The organism is Pelomonas caseinilytica (assembly GCF_021353235.1).
In the GTDB taxonomy this organism is placed as follows: Bacteria; Pseudomonadota; Gammaproteobacteria; order Burkholderiales; family Burkholderiaceae_C; genus Pelomonas; species Pelomonas caseinilytica.
On the sequence record NZ_JAJTWT010000001.1, the window covers coordinates 359340 to 374757 of the forward strand.

The 15418-nt window shown below is 71.5% G+C and carries 16 protein-coding genes and 1 other RNA gene; 6 read left to right on the top strand and 11 right to left on the bottom strand.

All coding sequences use genetic code 11. The features are described 5' to 3' along the window. Position 1 precedes the first annotated feature (1 nt). Positions 2-487: a ribonuclease HI gene (gene rnhA / locus LXT12_RS01695; RefSeq protein WP_233388833.1), complete on the bottom strand. Its 486-nt coding sequence runs from the start codon at positions 485-487 to the stop codon at positions 2-4. Further along, on the bottom strand, positions 480-1187 hold the full coding sequence (locus LXT12_RS01700) for a class I SAM-dependent methyltransferase (RefSeq protein ID WP_419964758.1): 708 nt from the start codon (positions 1185-1187) through the stop codon (positions 480-482). The genes rnhA and LXT12_RS01700 overlap by 8 nt, the downstream gene beginning before the upstream one ends. 53 nt (positions 1188-1240) lie before the next feature. On the opposite strand from LXT12_RS01700, the gene gloB reads away from it, so the two are divergent. Then, positions 1241-2026, top strand: a complete 786-nt coding sequence (gene gloB, locus LXT12_RS01705; protein WP_233388837.1) for a hydroxyacylglutathione hydrolase — start codon at positions 1241-1243, stop codon at positions 2024-2026. After that, positions 2023-3597, top strand: coding sequence for a transglycosylase SLT domain-containing protein (locus tag LXT12_RS01710; protein WP_233388839.1), 1575 nt, complete (start codon positions 2023-2025; stop codon positions 3595-3597). The genes gloB and LXT12_RS01710 overlap by 4 nt, the downstream gene beginning before the upstream one ends. A 9-nt stretch (positions 3598-3606) precedes the next feature. Here LXT12_RS01710 and LXT12_RS01715 read toward each other — a convergent pair whose 3' ends face one another. The 4 genes from LXT12_RS01715 to dnaX form a co-directional block, all read right to left on the bottom strand. Further along, entirely contained in the window at positions 3607-3999 is a 393-nt protein-coding gene (locus LXT12_RS01715) for an MAPEG family protein (protein WP_233388841.1), read from the bottom strand. Positions 4000-4014: 15 nt separating this feature from the next. Then, positions 4015-4602, bottom strand: coding sequence for a recombination mediator RecR (gene recR / locus LXT12_RS01720; protein ID WP_233388843.1), 588 nt, complete (start codon positions 4600-4602; stop codon positions 4015-4017). Positions 4603-4734: 132 nt separating this feature from the next. Continuing rightward, positions 4735-5061 carry a YbaB/EbfC family nucleoid-associated protein gene (locus tag LXT12_RS01725; RefSeq protein WP_233388845.1) on the bottom strand — a complete coding sequence of 109 codons (327 nt, stop codon included), beginning with the start codon at positions 5059-5061 and terminating at the stop codon, positions 4735-4737. Positions 5062-5074: 13 nt separating this feature from the next. After that, positions 5075-6982 (bottom strand): DNA polymerase III subunit gamma/tau, encoded by a 1908-nt coding sequence (dnaX, locus tag LXT12_RS01730; protein ID WP_233388847.1) that lies wholly within the window; start codon positions 6980-6982, stop codon positions 5075-5077. A 44-nt stretch (positions 6983-7026) separates the two neighbouring features. Here dnaX and LXT12_RS01735 point away from each other — a divergent pair, with 44 nt between their 5' ends. The 4 genes from LXT12_RS01735 (at position 7027) to LXT12_RS01750 (ending at position 9262) form a co-directional block, all read left to right on the top strand. Beyond that, a complete protein-coding gene (locus LXT12_RS01735) occupies positions 7027-8136 on the top strand; it encodes an AIR synthase-related protein (RefSeq protein WP_233388849.1) in 1110 nt (369 codons plus the stop codon). Between the two features lie 169 nt (positions 8137-8305). Next, positions 8306-8692: a SirB2 family protein gene (locus LXT12_RS01740; protein ID WP_233388851.1), complete on the top strand. Its 387-nt coding sequence runs from the start codon at positions 8306-8308 to the stop codon at positions 8690-8692. A gap of 44 nt (positions 8693-8736) precedes the next feature. Then, positions 8737-8833, top strand: an RNA gene (gene ffs / locus LXT12_RS01745) — signal recognition particle sRNA small type. A 36-nt stretch (positions 8834-8869) separates the two neighbouring features. After that, the gene (locus LXT12_RS01750) at positions 8870-9262 is read left to right on the top strand and encodes a GFA family protein (protein ID WP_233388853.1); all 393 of its coding nucleotides are present in this window, start codon (positions 8870-8872) and stop codon (positions 9260-9262) included. Here the strand turns inward: LXT12_RS01750 and LXT12_RS01755 are convergent. The 5 genes from LXT12_RS01755 to LXT12_RS01775 form a co-directional block, all read right to left on the bottom strand. Then, complete coding sequence (locus LXT12_RS01755) at positions 9259-9690, bottom strand: hypothetical protein (protein ID WP_233388855.1); 432 nt, start codon at positions 9688-9690, stop codon at positions 9259-9261. The genes LXT12_RS01750 and LXT12_RS01755 overlap by 4 nt on opposite strands. 14 nt (positions 9691-9704) lie before the next feature. Continuing rightward, complete coding sequence (locus LXT12_RS01760; RefSeq protein WP_233388857.1) at positions 9705-10595, bottom strand: OmpA family protein; 891 nt, start codon at positions 10593-10595, stop codon at positions 9705-9707. 27 nt (positions 10596-10622) lie between these two features. Continuing rightward, positions 10623-10946 (bottom strand): DUF4398 domain-containing protein, encoded by a 324-nt coding sequence (locus tag LXT12_RS01765; protein ID WP_233388859.1) that lies wholly within the window; start codon positions 10944-10946, stop codon positions 10623-10625. Positions 10947-11183: 237 nt separating this feature from the next. Beyond that, positions 11184-13577 carry a serine/threonine protein kinase gene (locus LXT12_RS01770; RefSeq protein WP_233388861.1) on the bottom strand — a complete coding sequence of 798 codons (2394 nt, stop codon included), beginning with the start codon at positions 13575-13577 and terminating at the stop codon, positions 11184-11186. A gap of 10 nt (positions 13578-13587) precedes the next feature. After that, positions 13588-15369 carry an HDOD domain-containing protein gene (locus LXT12_RS01775; RefSeq protein ID WP_233388863.1) on the bottom strand — a complete coding sequence of 594 codons (1782 nt, stop codon included), beginning with the start codon at positions 15367-15369 and terminating at the stop codon, positions 13588-13590. Positions 15370-15418 lie beyond the last annotated feature (49 nt).

Genomic DNA, 15418 nt, shown 5'->3' on the forward strand with positions numbered 1-15418 from the left:
TTCAGGTGGCGCGCACTTTACTGATCGAGGCCACGCCGCGGTTGGCGAGGGCGTCGGCGCGCTCGTTGCCGGGGTCGCCGGCATGGCCGCGCACCCAGCGCCATTCGACGTGGTGCAGCTTGCGTAAAGCGTCCAGCCGCTGCCAGAGGTCGGCGTTCTTCACCGGCTTGCCCTCGGCCGTTTTCCAGCCGCGGCGCTGCCAGTTGACGATCCACTCGGTGATGCCCTTGCGGACGTATTCGCTGTCGAGGTAGATGACCACGTCGCAGCTGCGCTTGAGCGAGGCGAGGGCTTCGATGGGGGCCGTCAGCTCCATGCGGTTGTTGGTGGTGCTGGCCTCGCCGCCGAAAAGCTCCTTGTCGTGGCCGCCGCTGGACAGCCAGGCGCCCCAGCCGCCGGGGCCGGGGTTGCCCTTGCAGGCACCGTCGGTGTAGATAGTGACCTGCGGGCGCTTGATGGCGGCGGGCTTGGATGGGGTGTCAGTCATTCTTTTTCTGGTGATGGTTCAAGGCGACGGCCGGAGCCTTCTTGGCCGCCAGCCGCGTGTTCCGGGCCAGGCCGATCATGCGCATGCCGTGCACGCGCTTGATGGCCTGGATGTAATAGACGGCGCCGAGCACCGGCCACCAGCGCGAGCCCACGCCCTCGATCCACTGCCAGCGCTGCAGCCAGGCCTCGCTGCGCAGCGGCGGGCGGTAGATGCCGAAGCGCGCCGCCTCGACCTCGAAGCTCAGCAGCTTGAGCCAGTCGCGCATGCGCCAGTAGCCGATGAACTCGCCATCGCGCGGCAGATAGGGCTCGCCCCGTGACTTGAGCCGCCCGAGCTTCTGGCGCAGCCCCCAGAGGCTGGCCGGGTTGAGGCCGAAGACGATGAGGCGCCCTTCCGGCCTGAGCACGCGCTCGACCTCGCGCAGCAGGGCATGGGCGTCGGAGGCCAGCTCCAGCGCGTGAGGCAGCAGCACGAGGTCGAGGCTGGCGCTCTCGAAAGGCAGGGCGTCGAAGTCGCAGAGCAGGTCGCGCCCGGCCAGCCAGCGGTGGGGCATGCGGTTGGTCTGCAGACCGTCGAGTTCGGGCAGGCCCAGCTGCAGGGCGTGGAAGCCGAAGAGGTCGGGCACGGCGGCCTCGACCTGGGCCTGTTCCCAGGCCAGCAGATAACGGCCGGGAGGCGTCTGCAACCAGGCCGCCAAACCTATACTCTGACCTTTATCTGTCATGGGTTGGCGACGCATTGACGCTCAGTTTGACGCTCACGCCTGTTCCCGCATTCGACGACAACTACCTCTGGCTGTTGGACAACGGCCGTGAGGCCCTGGTCGTCGATCCGGGCGACGCCGCGCCGGTGGCTGCGGCGCTCGATGCCCGGGACCTGACGCTGGCGGGCATTCTATTGACGCATCACCACGGCGATCACGTGGGCGGCGTCGACGCGCTGCGCCCGCGGCTGCGGGGGCCCGTCTACGGTCCCGCCCACGAGAAGATGCCCGAGCCGGTGCAGCGCCTGCACGGCGGCGACAGCATCGAGCTGCTCGGCCTCAAGTTCGCCGTCCTGGATGTGCCGGGCCACACCGCCGGCCACATCGCCTACTTTGCCGCCGAGGTTCCCGGCGACGCTCCGCTGCTCTTCTGCGGCGACACTCTGTTCAGCGCCGGCTGCGGCCGCCTCTTCGAAGGCAGCCCGGCGCAGATGCATGCCTCGCTGCAGTCGCTGGCGGCCCTGCCGCCCGAGACCCGCGTCTGCTGCGCCCACGAGTACACCCTGTCCAACCTGCGCTTCGCACGCGAGGTGGACCCGGCCAACGCCGCCCTCGCCGCCTACGCCTCCTGGTGCGAGGCCGAACGCGCCGCCGGCCGGCCGACGCTGCCGGGCCGCATCGGCACTGAGGTCCGCATCAACCCTTTCCTGCGTTGTACCGAAGCCGCTCTGCGCGACGCCGCCCGGCGCCACGCGCCCCTGAAACTCCCGGCCGAGCCCAGCCCGGTCGATGTGTTCGCGACCCTGCGCGAATGGAAGAACGGATTCCGATGACCCTGCTCCACCGCCTTTCGCCGCTGGCCGCCGCCGTGCTGCTGGCCGCCTGCGCCACCACCGCCCCGCCTGCCGAGGCACCCGCCCCGGCCCCACTTCCCTCCCCGCCGCCCGCCGCCACCGAAACCGCCCCGCCTGCCGCCCCCGTCGCACTGACGACGCCGCAGGTGCGCGAGGCCGCCTCCACGCTGCTGGAGGACAACCTGCGCCCCGGCGAGAAGGTCGACCTGGACGCCCCGGACGTGAAGCAAGACCTCTGGGCCCGCGTGCGCCAGGGCTTCCAGCTCGAAGACCTGGACGACGACTGGGTGCGCAAGGCCGAGGCCTGGTACGCCGCCCGGCCCGACTACGTCGAGCGCATGACCACGCGCGGCAGCCGCTACCTCTTTCACATCCTCGAAGAGGTCGAGAAGCGCGGCATGCCCAGCGAGCTGGCGCTGCTGCCCTTCATCGAGAGCGCCTTCGTCACGCATGCCGTCTCCACCGCCAAGGCGACCGGCATGTGGCAGTTCATGCCAGCCACGGGGCGGGACTTCGACCTCAAGCAGAACATCTTCCGCGACGACCGCCGCGACGTACTGGCCTCCACCCGCGCCGCGCTCGACTACCTCGGCCGGCTCTACAAGATGTTCGGCGACTGGCACCTGGCGCTGGCCGCCTACAACTGGGGCCCGGGCAACGTGCAGAAAGCCATCGCGCGCAACCAGAGGGCCGGCCTGCCGATCGACTACGAAAGCCTCAGGATCCCCGACGAGACGCGCTACTACGTGCCCAAGCTGCAGGCCGTGAAGAACATCGTCTTCGCGCCCGACCGCTTCGGCCTGAGCCTGCCGCCGGTGGCCAACCATCCCTACTTCCTGAGCGTGAAGATCGAGCGCGACATCGACGTCGAGCTCGCCGCACGCCTGGCCGGCCTGTCGCTGGAGACCTTCCAGCAGTTCAACCCGCAGATGAACAAGCCGGTCATCCTGGCCGCCGCGACGCCGCAGGTGCTGCTGCCCTACGACCAGGCCAGCGCCTTCGCCGAGAACCTGGCCAGCCACAACGGCCCGATGGCGAGCTGGACGGCCTGGGTCGTGCCCAAGACCATGAGCCCGGCCGAGGCCGCCCGCCGCACCGGCATGAGCGAGGCCTCGCTGCGCGACGTCAACAAGATCCCGCCCAAGATGCTGGTCAAGGCCGGCTCGACCCTGCTGGTGCCGCGTGGCGAGCACGTGCGCGACGACGTCTCCGAACGCCTGGCCGACTCCGCCAGCCTGAACCTCGCGCCCGACGCGCCGCCGCTGCGCCGCGTCAGCCTCAAGGCCGGCAAGGCCGACACCGTGGCCGCCATCGCGGCGCGCTACAAGGTGCGTGCCGAGCAGGTGGCGCAGTGGAACAAGGTCGGCAGCAGCGCACGCTTCAAGCCCGGCCAGGCCATCGTCGTCTACACCGCCTTCACGCCCAGGGCCGCGGCGCCGCAAGCCCAGGCCCCGGCCCGGACCGCGCGCTTGGCCAAGGCGGCCGCCCGGCCGGCGGCCAAGGCCAAGGGCGGCAAGGGCCGTACCGTCATCGCTGCGGCCACGCCCTGACGGCGCGGTTCAGCGCACGAAGAAGAGTGCCACGCAGGCCGCCAGCCCGGCCATCCACACCAGGGAGCGCAGCGAGGCCTTGTCGGCCACGTACAGCGCGATGAACACCAGCCGCGCGGCCACGAAACCCAGGGCCAGGGCGTCCACCGTGGCCTGGGCGGCCTGGTGCTGGTGGGCGACGACGAGGCCGGCGATGAAGACCGGCAGCGCCTCCCAGCTGTTGGCCTGGGCGGCGTTGGCGCGGGCCTGCCAGCCCTCCAGCGCCGCCAGCCACTCGCGCGGGCGGTGGTTGTCGAAGCCGCCGTCGCGGCGCCGCTTGCCGAAGCCGCGGGACTTGGCCAGGCCGGCGCAGCCGATGGGCAGCAGGCAGGCCACGAGCAGGCAGATCTGGGCGATGGTCATCGGACAAGGCCTCCTTCAGCGGCGGTCGGTCAGGGCATGGGCGATGGTGCCCAGGTCTACGTATTCGAGTTCGCTGCCCACGGGCACGCCGCGGGCCAGGCGCGTCGACGTGATGCCGCGGGCCTTCAGCGCCTCGGTCAGCACATGGGCCGTGGCCTCGCCCTCGGCGGTGAAGCTGGTGGCGAGGATGACCTCCTCCACGCCCGGCTCGGCGGCCCGGGCCAGCAGCTCGGCCACGCCGATCTGGCGCGTGCCCACGCCGTCGAGCGGGCTCAGCCGGCCGAGCAGCACGAAGTAGTAGCCCCTGTAAGAGCCGGTGCGCTCCAGCGCCGCCTGGTCGGCCGGCGTCTCGACGACGCAAAGCAGCCGGCCGTCGCGCTGCGGGTCGGCGCAGACGGCGCACAGCGGCGTCTCGCTGAAGGTGTGGCAGCGCTCGCAGTGCTTGATGCGCTCGGCCGCCGCCGTCAGCGCTTCGGCCAGCCGCGGCATGGCCAGCCGGTCATGCTGCAGCAGGTGGTAGGCCATGCGCTGGGCCGATTTCTGGCCCACGCCGGGCAGGCGCTTGAGCGTCTCGATGAGGGAATCGAGGGCGTTCAACGACATGGCCCCACTCGCCGCGTTGAACAACACGACCACAGAGGCACAGAGACACAGAGAGGCGGCACCGGGAGCAGCGCCTCTGTGCCTCTGTGCCTCTGTGGCTTTGTTCTTGTGCCGTCGATCAAGGCTTGGCGATCAGAAGGGGAATTTCATGCCAGGGGGCAGCGGCATGCCGGCGGTCAGCTTGCCCATCTTCTCGGCGCTGGTGGCCTCGGCGCGGCGGGCCGCGTCGTTGAAGGCGGCGGCCACGAGGTCCTCCAGCATGTCCTTGTCGTCGGCAAGGAGGCTGGGGTCGATGGTGACGCGGCGGACCTCGTTCTTGCAGGTCATGACGACCTTGACGAGGCCGGCGCCGCTCTGGCCCTCGACCTCGATGTTGGCGAGTTCCTCCTGCGCCTTCTTCAGGTTGTCCTGCATCGCCTGGGCTTGCTTCATCAAGCCGGCGAGTTGGCCTTTCATCATGATCGTGTCCTTGTCAGGGTGAGGGTGGCGTCAGCACGGGCTGCACGGAGCCCGGCAGGATGCGTGCCGACGGGAATTGCGAGAGCAGTGTGCGCGTCATCGGATGCTGGGCGGCCAGCTCCTCCGCGGCGCGCTGCTGGGCCTCGGCGCGGGCGATGGCGCGCAGGGCGATGGAGTCTTCGGCGATGCCGGCTTCGATGTCGAGCCGGGCGTCGAGCGCGGCCTCGAGCTTGGCCACCAGGGCCGGCGCCCGCAGCGACTCGCGCTCGACGCGCAGCGTCCAGGCCTCGCGCCCGTCCACCGTGCGGCGGGACAGGGCCTGGGCCTGGCGGGCCAGCTCACCGGTCATGCCGACGAGATTGAGCGCAGCGATGCGCTCGGCCCACTCGGCGCCCTCGGGCGTCTCGCGCAGCGCGGCGCGGCGCGGCACCTCGGGCTCACGGGCGGCGGCGGCACCGGGCGACACCGCGGGCACGTCGTCGGCGTCCATCCAGGGCGGCGGCGCATCGTCGGGCGGCGGGCCGTCGGCGAAGGCCATGTCCTCGTCATCGGCGCTGGCGTGCTCGACGGGGCGGGGGCGCAGACGGTCGCTGAAGCTGGCGGTGCCAGGCTCGGCCGGCGCGGCCCGCCGGGACACCACGGCCGGCGCCGCCACCGCCGCCTTGGGCGTGGCCACCTCCACGGGTGCCTCCACGGGTGCCACTGCAGGCGCCGCCACGGGTGCCGGGGGTGCCACCTTGGGCAGGGGCACGGCCACCACGGCCTTGGCCACGGCCGGCGGACGAACCAGGGCCGCCGCCTTCATCGGTTTGGGCTGTGTGCCCGCAGGGCGAAAGGCCAGCATGCGCAGCAGCACCATCAGCAGGCCGGCGTATTCGTCGGGCGCCAGGTGCAGCTCGGCCCGGCCGTGCAGGGCCATGCTGTACATCAGCTGCACCTCGTCGGCCGGCAGCAGGGCCGCCAGGCGGCGGATCTCCGCGGTCTCGGCATCGGCGTCGTCCAGGGCCGCCGGCGCGGCCTGGGCCAGGGCCATCTGCTGGAACAGGGTGGCGAGGTCTTCCAGCGTGCCGGCGGCCGACAGGCCGGCGCCACGCAGCGCATCCGCCTGGGCCACCACGGCCTCGCCGCTGGCCGCCGCGAGCGCGTCGACGATAGCCACGACGTGGCCGCGGTCCACGCTGCCCAGCATCTGGCGCACGCCGGCTTCGGTCAGCGAGCCGGCGCCGAAGGCGATGGCCTGGTCGGTGAGCGACAGCGCATCGCGCATGGAGCCGCGCGCGGCGCGGGACAGCAGGCGCAGCGCGCCGGGCTCGGCCGGCACGCTCTCGGCGCCCAGCACATTGCCCAGGTGCATCTGCACGTCGGCCGCCGCCATGGGGCGCAGGTTGAACTGCAGGCAGCGCGACAGCACGGTGACCGGCACCTTCTGCGGGTCGGTCGTGGCGAGCACGAACTTGAGGTAGTCGGGCGGCTCCTCCAGCGTCTTGAGCATCGCGTTGAAGGCGGTGTTCGAGAGCATGTGCACTTCGTCGATCATGTAGACCTTGAAGCGGCCGACCACCGGCTTGTAGACGGCCTGGTCCAGCAGCTGTGAGATCTCCTCCACGCCGCGGTTGGAGGCGGCGTCCAGCTCGACGTAGTCGACGAAGCGGCCGGAGTCGATGTCCCGGCAGGCCGCGCAGACGCCGCAAGGCTGGGCGGTGATGCCGCCGCTGCCGTCGGGGCCGGTGCAGTTCAGGCTCTTGGCGAGGATGCGCGACACCGTCGTCTTGCCCACGCCGCGGGTGCCGGTGAACAGGTAGGCATGGTGCAGCCGGCCCTGGGTCAGCGCGTTCGCCAGCGCCTTCACGACATGCTCCTGGCCGACGAGCTGCTCGAAACTCTGCGGGCGGTATTTGCGGGCCAGGACCTGATAGCTCATGGGCGGCGATTCTATGGGTGGGCTGCCGGGGATAATCCCGCCCCATGACCTCGCAAGCCCCCCTCACCTACGACCAGGCCGGTGTCAACTACGACCTGATCGACCCGCTCAAAGTCACCGCGCAGCGCGCCGCCGCCGCCACCGCCGCCCACCTTGCCGGCTATGGGTTCAGCGAGGTCAAGGCCTCACGCGGCGAGTCGGCCTACGTCGTCGACGTGGGGCCCTTCTACATGGCCTCCATCGTCGAATGCCTGGGCACCAAGACCCTGGTCGCTGACGAGATGGCCAAGCTGACCGGCAGGAGCTTCTTCGCCGGCATTGCGCAGGACACCATCGCGATGGCGATCAACGACCTGATCACGGTGGGCGCCACGCCCCTGGTCGTACAGGCCTACTGGGCCGCCGGCGGCAGCGACTGGTTCGGCGACGCCCAGCGCGCCCAGGCCCTGGTGGCCGGCTGGAAGGCGGCCTGCGACACCTGCCAGGTGGCCTGGGGCGGCGGCGAGACGCCGGCCCTGGCCGGCATCGTGGAAGACGGCCGCATCGACCTGGCCGCCTCCTGCACCGGCCTCGTCAATCCCAAGGAACGCCTGTCGGTGGGCGACAAGCTGGGCCCGGGCGACGCCATCGTGCTGCTGGCGTCCAGCGGCATCCACGCCAACGGCCTGAGCCTGGCCCGCAAACTGGCCGAGCGGCTGCCGCAGGGTTACCTCACCGAGATCGAGCCCGGCCTGACCTACGGCGAGGCCCTGCTCGCGCCGACGGCCCTTTACTCTCCCGTGACGGAAGCACTGTGGAAGGCGGGCATCGCACCCCACTACTGCGCCAACATCACCGGCCACGGTTGGCGCAAGCTGCTGCGCCACCCGAGCGCCCTGACCTACCGCATCCACACCGTGCCGCCCAAGACGGCGGTGCTGGCCTTCATCCAGCAGCAGGCGGGCCAGGACGACCGCGAGGCCTACTCCACGCTCAACATGGGCGCGGGCTTCGCCATCTTCGTCAAGGCCGAAGACGCCGAGCGCACCGCCCAGGTGGCCCGCGACTGCGGCGTCCAGGCCTGGGTGGCCGGCTCGGTCGAGGCCGGCGAAAAGCAGCTGCTGATCGAGCCGCTGGGCATCCGCTTCAGCGAAGACGACCTCGCATTGCGCTGATGTCACGTCTGCAATCCGCATTGCCTTCGCGGGCCGAGCGCTGGGCCGCTCCCGAGCCGGCCCGCGTTGGCGATGTGCTTGCGGCTCAATGCCGCAAGCATCGCCGTCCCCTCGGGGGACCGGCTGGGCTCGCCTGCGTTCAGCAGTGCGAGACCGGACGAGGGGCTCCATGACGTGGTTCTACACCCAGATGCTCGAGTGGCACGTGCTGCTCGCCTGGTGCAGCGTGGCCATCTTCTTCACGCGCGGCCTGATGTTCCAGTTCGGCGCCCCGCGGCTGCAGGAGATCGCCAAGGACGCTCGCCTGATGGTGCTGGTCTTCGGCATCAACGCCTGCCTCGTCGTCACCGGGCTGAGCCTGTGGGGATCGCTGGGCTACAACCCGCTGCGCGACTGGTGGCTGGGCGTCAAGCTGGTCGCCCTCGTCGGCTACGTGGCCTGCGGCCATTGGGCCATGAGCCAATCGCGCCTGCACCTGCTGGGCTATCTCACCGCCGTCGCCCTGCTTGCGCTGGCGATGGACCTGTCGATCAACCGCCAGTTCCTGCCGGGTTAGGCCCGCGGCGGGCAGGGTCTACCGCCCCGGTTAGAATCACGCTCGACGGGCCTCCCCGCATGGAAGCGCGCCCAACCGGGTCAGGTGGGGAACCAAGCAGCCCTAAGCGTTGCAACCAGTGCCGGGGTCAGGCTCGTCACCCTCCCCTCTCCCTTCTCCCTCCAGCCGGAGGCATCCATGGACCGATTCACCGGTGGCTGCCTGTGCGGTGACGTGCGCATCGTCGCCACGGGACGGCCCTATCGCGTCGGCATCTGCCACTGCCTGGATTGCCGCAAGCACCACGGCGCCCTGTTCCATGCCTCGGCCATCTTTGCGGAGGACGCCGTCACGGTCACCGGCGAGACCGGCGCCTATGCCGGGCGGCATTTCTGCCCGCGCTGCGGCTCGTCGGTGTTCGGACGAAGCGGCGATGAGGTCGAGGTGAATCTCGGCGCGCTGGACGCGCCCGACCAGTTCAAGCCCACCTACGAGCTCTGGTGCACGCGGCGCGAAGCCTGGCTCCCGGAGTTTCCGGGCACCCGGCGGTACCGGGCCGACCGGGAAGGCCCCGGCCGATTCGAGGATTAGCGTCCCGGCGACGCCGGGACATCGGTGGACCGCACGGTCAGTGAGGTGATCTGGCCGCCACCGGCAACGCTGCCGTCCGTGTGGCCGTGCTCCACACGCTGCCGGCAGAGGTCGCGGTCCTCCCCATGCTGGGCGTCGCAGCGCTTGAGGGCGTTGGCCGCCCACACCTCGGGCCGGTCGTCGCGTGAGACCAGCTTGCCCTGGCGGGCCTGGGCGTAGGCGGCAGCGGCCTCGCGCAGGCAGACGTTGCGGGGCTCGGCCGTGCGGCCGGTCAGGCAGTCGGCCTTCTCGCGCTCGTACTGCAGGCGCAGCGGGTCGACGTTGCGGGCCGCGGGGCCGACGGCCTGGGCCGCGCCGGCCAGGGCCAGCAGCCCGGCAGCCAGCCAGGCGCCGGCGGCGCGACGTCGATGGGTGCGTTGGAAGCTCATGTCGTTCTCCTCGTTCAGCTGCGGGCTCGGACCGGCTGGTTGTCGTTGGAGATGTAGACCTCCACACGGCGGTTCATGGCGCGGTCGGAGGTGCTGGCGTTGCTCGCCACCGGGTATTGCTCGCCGTAGCCGCGCGTGGCGATGCGCGTCGGATCGACACCCTGGGCGCGCAGCGCGTCGGCGACGGCCTGCGAGCGGCGCTGCGACAGCGCCAGGTTGGCGGCGTCGCTGCCCACGCTGTCCGTGAAGCCTTCGATCAGCACGCGGCGATCGGGGTGCTCATTGAGGAAGTGGGCGAGCTTGGCGATGGCGCCCTGCGCGTTGGGCTTGATCTCGGCGCGTCCGAACTCGAACAGCACGTCGCCCAGGGTCACGAGCATGCCGCGGTCCGTCTGGCGGGCCTGCATGTCGTTGAGTTCGCGCTGCAGCGCCGCGGCCTGGGCCTGGGCGCTGGCCGCATCGGCTTGCGCGACAGCGGCCTGGGCGCGAGCCGCGTTGGCGTCGGCACTGGCGTTGGCGGCCTGCGCCTGGGCGGCGTTGGCGCGTGCGGCGTTGGCGTCGGCACGCACGCGCTCGCGGTCGGCCTCGGCGGCCTTGATGGCTTCTTCGTCGCTCTGCGCCTTGGCCAGGGCCATGGCGGTCTTGGCCTGCGTCGCGGCGACGTAGGCGGCGGAGTCGATGTCGGCCGGTGATTCGCGCTTGACGCTCAGTTCATCGGCACGGCGCAAAGAGTCGGAGGCCTTCTTCAGCTCCAGCGGCGCGTATTTGACGACGGCCGGATCGGCCTCGGCGCTGCGCACAGTGGAGCGGGCCTGCTGCAGGCCGGGCGTGACGGTGGGGGCGCTGGCGCAGGCCGCGAGCAGGGCGGCAGCGGCCAGTGCGGACAGGGAGGCAGTGGTTCGCATGGCGGTCCTTTCGGCGATCACGGGCGATCAGGAACGGTTGAGCTGGGACTGCAGCTGCTGGATGCTTTCGCGCACCTCCGACAGCGCACGGCTGGAGCGCGCCGAACGCGCCGTGGCCTGGGCCAGGGCGGCGTCAGCGGCGGCCTCGTCGGCCAGCTGCCGGGCCTGCACGTAGTCCTTGCGGGCCATGGCCTGGTTGGCGCGAGCCAGCTTGTCGCGCGCGGTAGCCAGCTCGGCAGGCGCATCGGCGGCGGTGCCGGTGGCCTGGTCGACGGCGGACGTGGCGACTGCCATCTGTTCCTTCGGGGCGCCGGTCGAGGCGCAGGCCGCCAAGGCGAGTGCGGCGGCCATCGAGAGAGCGGCCCGACCCTTCAACGAATGCGGATTCATCACGGACTCCTGTGGTTTGGCTTGGCCCCGGCAGCAGCGCATGCGCCTCGCCGGAACCCGGTTGTTTTTCAGGATGCCAAACCAGTATTCGCCACGGCCGGCGGGCGGCCGGTCAGAGGCCGCAGGACCGCCCGGTCAGCGCCCGGCACCACGCGTTGTGGGATTCGCCCTACACCTTCGGTAGGCGGCCCGAGGACATCAGCCGGCGGCCTGGCGAAAGGCCATGACGGCCTGGTTGCGCAGCGTGCGCAGCAGCGAGAGCTGCTTGTCGTCGAGCTGCACGGCGCCGGCCCTGGGATGGTCCGCGTAGATGAGACCCAGGGGCGCGCCCTTGAGCATCAGCGGCAGCAGCAGGAAGCTCTGGGCCTGCAGCTCGCCCTTGAACGCGGCCGGCAGCCGGGCCGCGATGTTGGCGGCGCGGGCATCCTGGATGAGGGTGTCCGCGCCCTTGAGGCAGACGGCGGCGAAAAGGTCGGGCGGCTGCTGGGTCAGGTCCACGCGCAGCAGCGGCGCCAGGCGCTCGACGTCGTCGCCCACACCCAGGCGGCCGGTGAGGGTCTGGCCGCGGGCATCGCGCAGGCAGAAGATCACCCGGCGCAGGCCGAGGGCGCGGTAGATGGTCTCGAGGATCATGCGCAGCACGCCGTTGAGCTGGGCGTTCTGGACCATGGCGTCGGTGATCTCCTGGATGCCGGCTGCCAGGATTTCGCTGGCCTGGGCGGGGCCGGGCACGGCGCCCGCGGAGTCGGTGCGTTCCAACACCAGAGTCGGCGCGAGTTCATGGGCCGTGAGGGAGTCGCCGACCGACGGGGCCAGAGGCGCCAGCAGGCGCCGGGCGCGCGAGTGCTGGGGCAGGCGCAGCTCCAGCGCCTCGGTCATCTGCGCCAGGCGCTGGCGCGCGGTGTCGGCGGCATGCTCGAAAGCATCGGCGCTGATGCCCAGGGCGCGGGCATTCCGCTGGGCCAGGGCCCTCACCTTGGCATGGGCCCGCTCGGGCGGGGTCTGCAGGATGAGGTCGGCCATGTCGTTGGCCGCGCGGGCCAGCCAGCGCTGGCGCTCGCCGGCGTCCTCGATCAGCTTGGGCGGCGCCTCGCCCACCGGCCGGCGCATGGCTCGCTGCAGGCTCTCCGGCAGGCCCCACTGGCGGGCCACGCCCAGGCCCAGGGCCTCGTAGCTCATGCCCAGCACCTGGGCCGAGGCGGCGGCCTCGCTCAACGCGGGCGGGCCGTCGTCCGCGGGGCTGACGAGGCGGCGCACGGCCTCGGCCTCCTCGGGGAAGTAGAACTCGGTCAGGGTGCGGCCGAGGTGATGGAACATGGCGCCGAGGAAGGCCTCCTCGGCGTCGCGCGCATTCAGGCACAGCTCGCGCGCCAGCGACGCGGCCATCAGCGAGCGCAGGAAGTCCTCGCGCAGGCGCTGGGCATGGCCCTTGTTCTCCATGCGCTCCAGCAGCACCAGGGACAACGCCAGGTTGCGGATGCCGGCGAAGCCGATGACGGCCACGGCCCGCGACACGGTACTGATGCCGGCACCGCTCTGGCCGCCGCTGGCATGCCGGTAGGCGGCCGTGTTCACCAAGCGCAGCAGTTTCTGCGTGAGGGCCACGTCCTTGAGGATTTCGTTGGACAGGCTGGCCAGGCTCTCGTGCTCGGACTGCGTCAGCCGCTGGATGCGGGTGATGGCGTCGGACAGCGCCGGGAAGTCGCTCTTGTGGCGCATGCGGCGCAGCAGGAAGTCCAGCACCGGCGCGTCCTGGGCTTCGGCGTCGGGCTCGGTGACGGGGCGCAGCCAGGCGGCCAGGGCATCGTGCATCAGCGCGGCGCTGGGCCAGCGCGCTGCGGGCTCGCGCGCCAGGCCGCGTTGCACGATGGCACGCAGGGCGTCGTCCACGTCGGCCGGCAGGCCTTCGGGCAGGACGAGGTCGGTGGTCTGCACGCGCTGGATGGCCCGCCAGGGGTCGGGGTCATGGTTGAGCCGCTGGCCGGACAGCATCTCCGCCAGCATCACGGCGGCGGCGAACACGTCCATCTGCGGATGCGGCGGCGCGCCGCGCGCGGCCTCCGGCGAGATGTAGCCCGGTGTGCCGACGATGCGCGAAGGCGTGTCGGAACCGGGCACGACCCGGGCGGCGATGCCGAAGTCCATCACCCGCGGCCGGCCGCGGGCGTCGAGCAGGATGTTGCTGGGCTTGAGGTCGCGGTGCACCAGGCCGGCCGCATGGGCGGCGGTGAGCCCGTCCAGCACGCCGAGCATCAGCCGCACGGCTTCGGCGGCCGTCAGCCGGGGGCCTGCGCGCAGGCGCTGGCTCAGCGTGCCGCCGCTGACGTATTCGAAGACGAGGTAGGAGCGACCGCCCTGGGTGTCGGCCTCGAAGACGGGGACGATGTTGGGATGGGTGAGCCGGCTGACGGCCCGGGCCTCGTGCAGCCATTCGTCCACGCTGCCGGGCTCGTTGGCCGCCTTCAGCAGCTTGACGGCGACTTCACGGTCCAGGAGGGGGTCGTGGGCCAGCCAGACCGTGGCCTGCGCGCCTTCGCCCAGGCGCTGCAGCAGCCGGAAGCGGCCGAGCTGGGGGGGCAGGTCTTCGGCCATGCGTCAGCGATCAGGACGACGACGGGCCGCGGCCCGACAGCCGCTCACGCAGCGACGACGAAGCAGGCTCGGACTGGGGGGCTGGCGCGCCGCCCCCCGCTGGCCGCTGGGCGCCGGGGTTGATTGCGTCCATCACCTCGCGCAGCCCGACCCCGAGGGCCTTGGCGTAGCGCCGCGTGGCGGCCTCCACGCCGGCCCGCCGGCGGTGCTCAGGCAGGCCGAGGGCATCAACCAGTTCGTTGGCCAGGCTGCAGGTCAGCCGCAAGGTGTCGGTGTCGCTGCGCGGCGTGTGCACGGGCGCGTCCAGCGGCTGGCGGCGGATCATCTGCAGCAGTTCGTCGCCCAGGCCCCAATGCCGGGCCACGGCGGCGCCGAGGGCGTCCAGGTCGCAGCCGAGCACGGCGTAGGCCGCCGCCTGCTCGCTCATCGAGGGCGGGTTGGGCTGCTCCTCGGTGGGTTCCGGCGGCTGCATCAGCTGGCGGATCTGCTGGGCGTCGTCGGGGAAGTGGTACTGCAGCAGCAGCCGGCCGAGGTTCTGCATGATGGTGATGAGGTAGACCACCTCCTCGTCATAACCCGCCGGCCGCAGGGCCTGGGCGACACGGGCCGCCTGGGTCACGCGGGCCATCAGCTGGCGCAGCATCTCGGCGGCCACCGGCTGCAGCGGGCCGGGCCAGGGCTTGAGGGCGTTGGCCGCCTGCTGCAGCCCCTCCAGGCCAATCATCTGGACGGCCCGTTGCATGTTCAGGATGGTGCCGCCCTGGTGGCCGGCCTGCCTCAGCGCGTTGTTCACGCGGCGGACCAGTTCCAGGCTCAGGGCCATGTCCTTCAGCACCAGCTCGGACAACGCGCTCGCATGCTGGGCCTCCAGGCCCGAGCCGCCGGTGAAGCGGTGCATGCCCGTCGTCGTGGTGGGCAGGTGGCCGACGCGCTGCAGCTTGTCCAGCAGCAGCACGACGGGACCGCCGTCGTCGTAGGAGGCGGCCTGCCGCCAACCGTCCAGCGCGCGCCAGAAGCTGCGCGCGAGGTGGTAGCGCTGGCGGGTCTGGCGGTCGGTCGCGCGGTTGGAGATGGCGCGCAGCGGATCGGGAATGGGGTGGGGCGTCTCCCAGCCCAGGCGCACCATCTCGCGCCCGACCGGCTGCATCTGTTGCACCACCAGCTGCAGGTCGTTCTCTTCCAGCACGGGCCGCCCGCCGAGCAGGCGGTTGAGCAGCAGGCCGACACAGAGCACGTCCTCCTCAGCCGACTCGCGCACTGCGCGGCGCGTGACGGTGCTGTAGTCGACGTTGGCGGGGAAAACCTCCTGGGCCACTTCCAGGCCGATCAGGCGCACCTTGTCGGCGGCGTCGATGAGGACGCTGGCGGTCTGGATGTCGCGGTGCGCATGGCCGGCCTCGTGGGCGAAGGCCAGGCCCTCGAGCAGCTGGGCCACCCAGCCGGCGGCGTCGATGGGCAGGGGCGCAGGCTGGCGGGCCAGACGCTCGTCCAGGGTCTCGCCCAGGGCGCGGTCATAGGCAACGTAGGGCCAGGCTTCGACCTGGCCGACCTCGAAGACCGCGGCCAGGTTGGGATGCTGCACCCGCGCGCCGGCCTGGGCCATGCGCAGCCAGTGCTCCAGCGCGGCGGGGCTGTTGGGCTTGTCGCGCGGCATGCACAGCAGCAGCTCCTGGCCATGGCGTGCGTCGAAGACGCGCCAGATCAGGCTGCGGCTGCTCTTGGACAGCAGGGCACGCAGCTCGAAGCGGCCAAAACTCCTCAGCGGTGTGGCGGCGGGGGTGGGATCAGGCACGGCGGCGCTAACGGGGCTGTAACAGTTGTAATCCCTGCATTGGACCCCA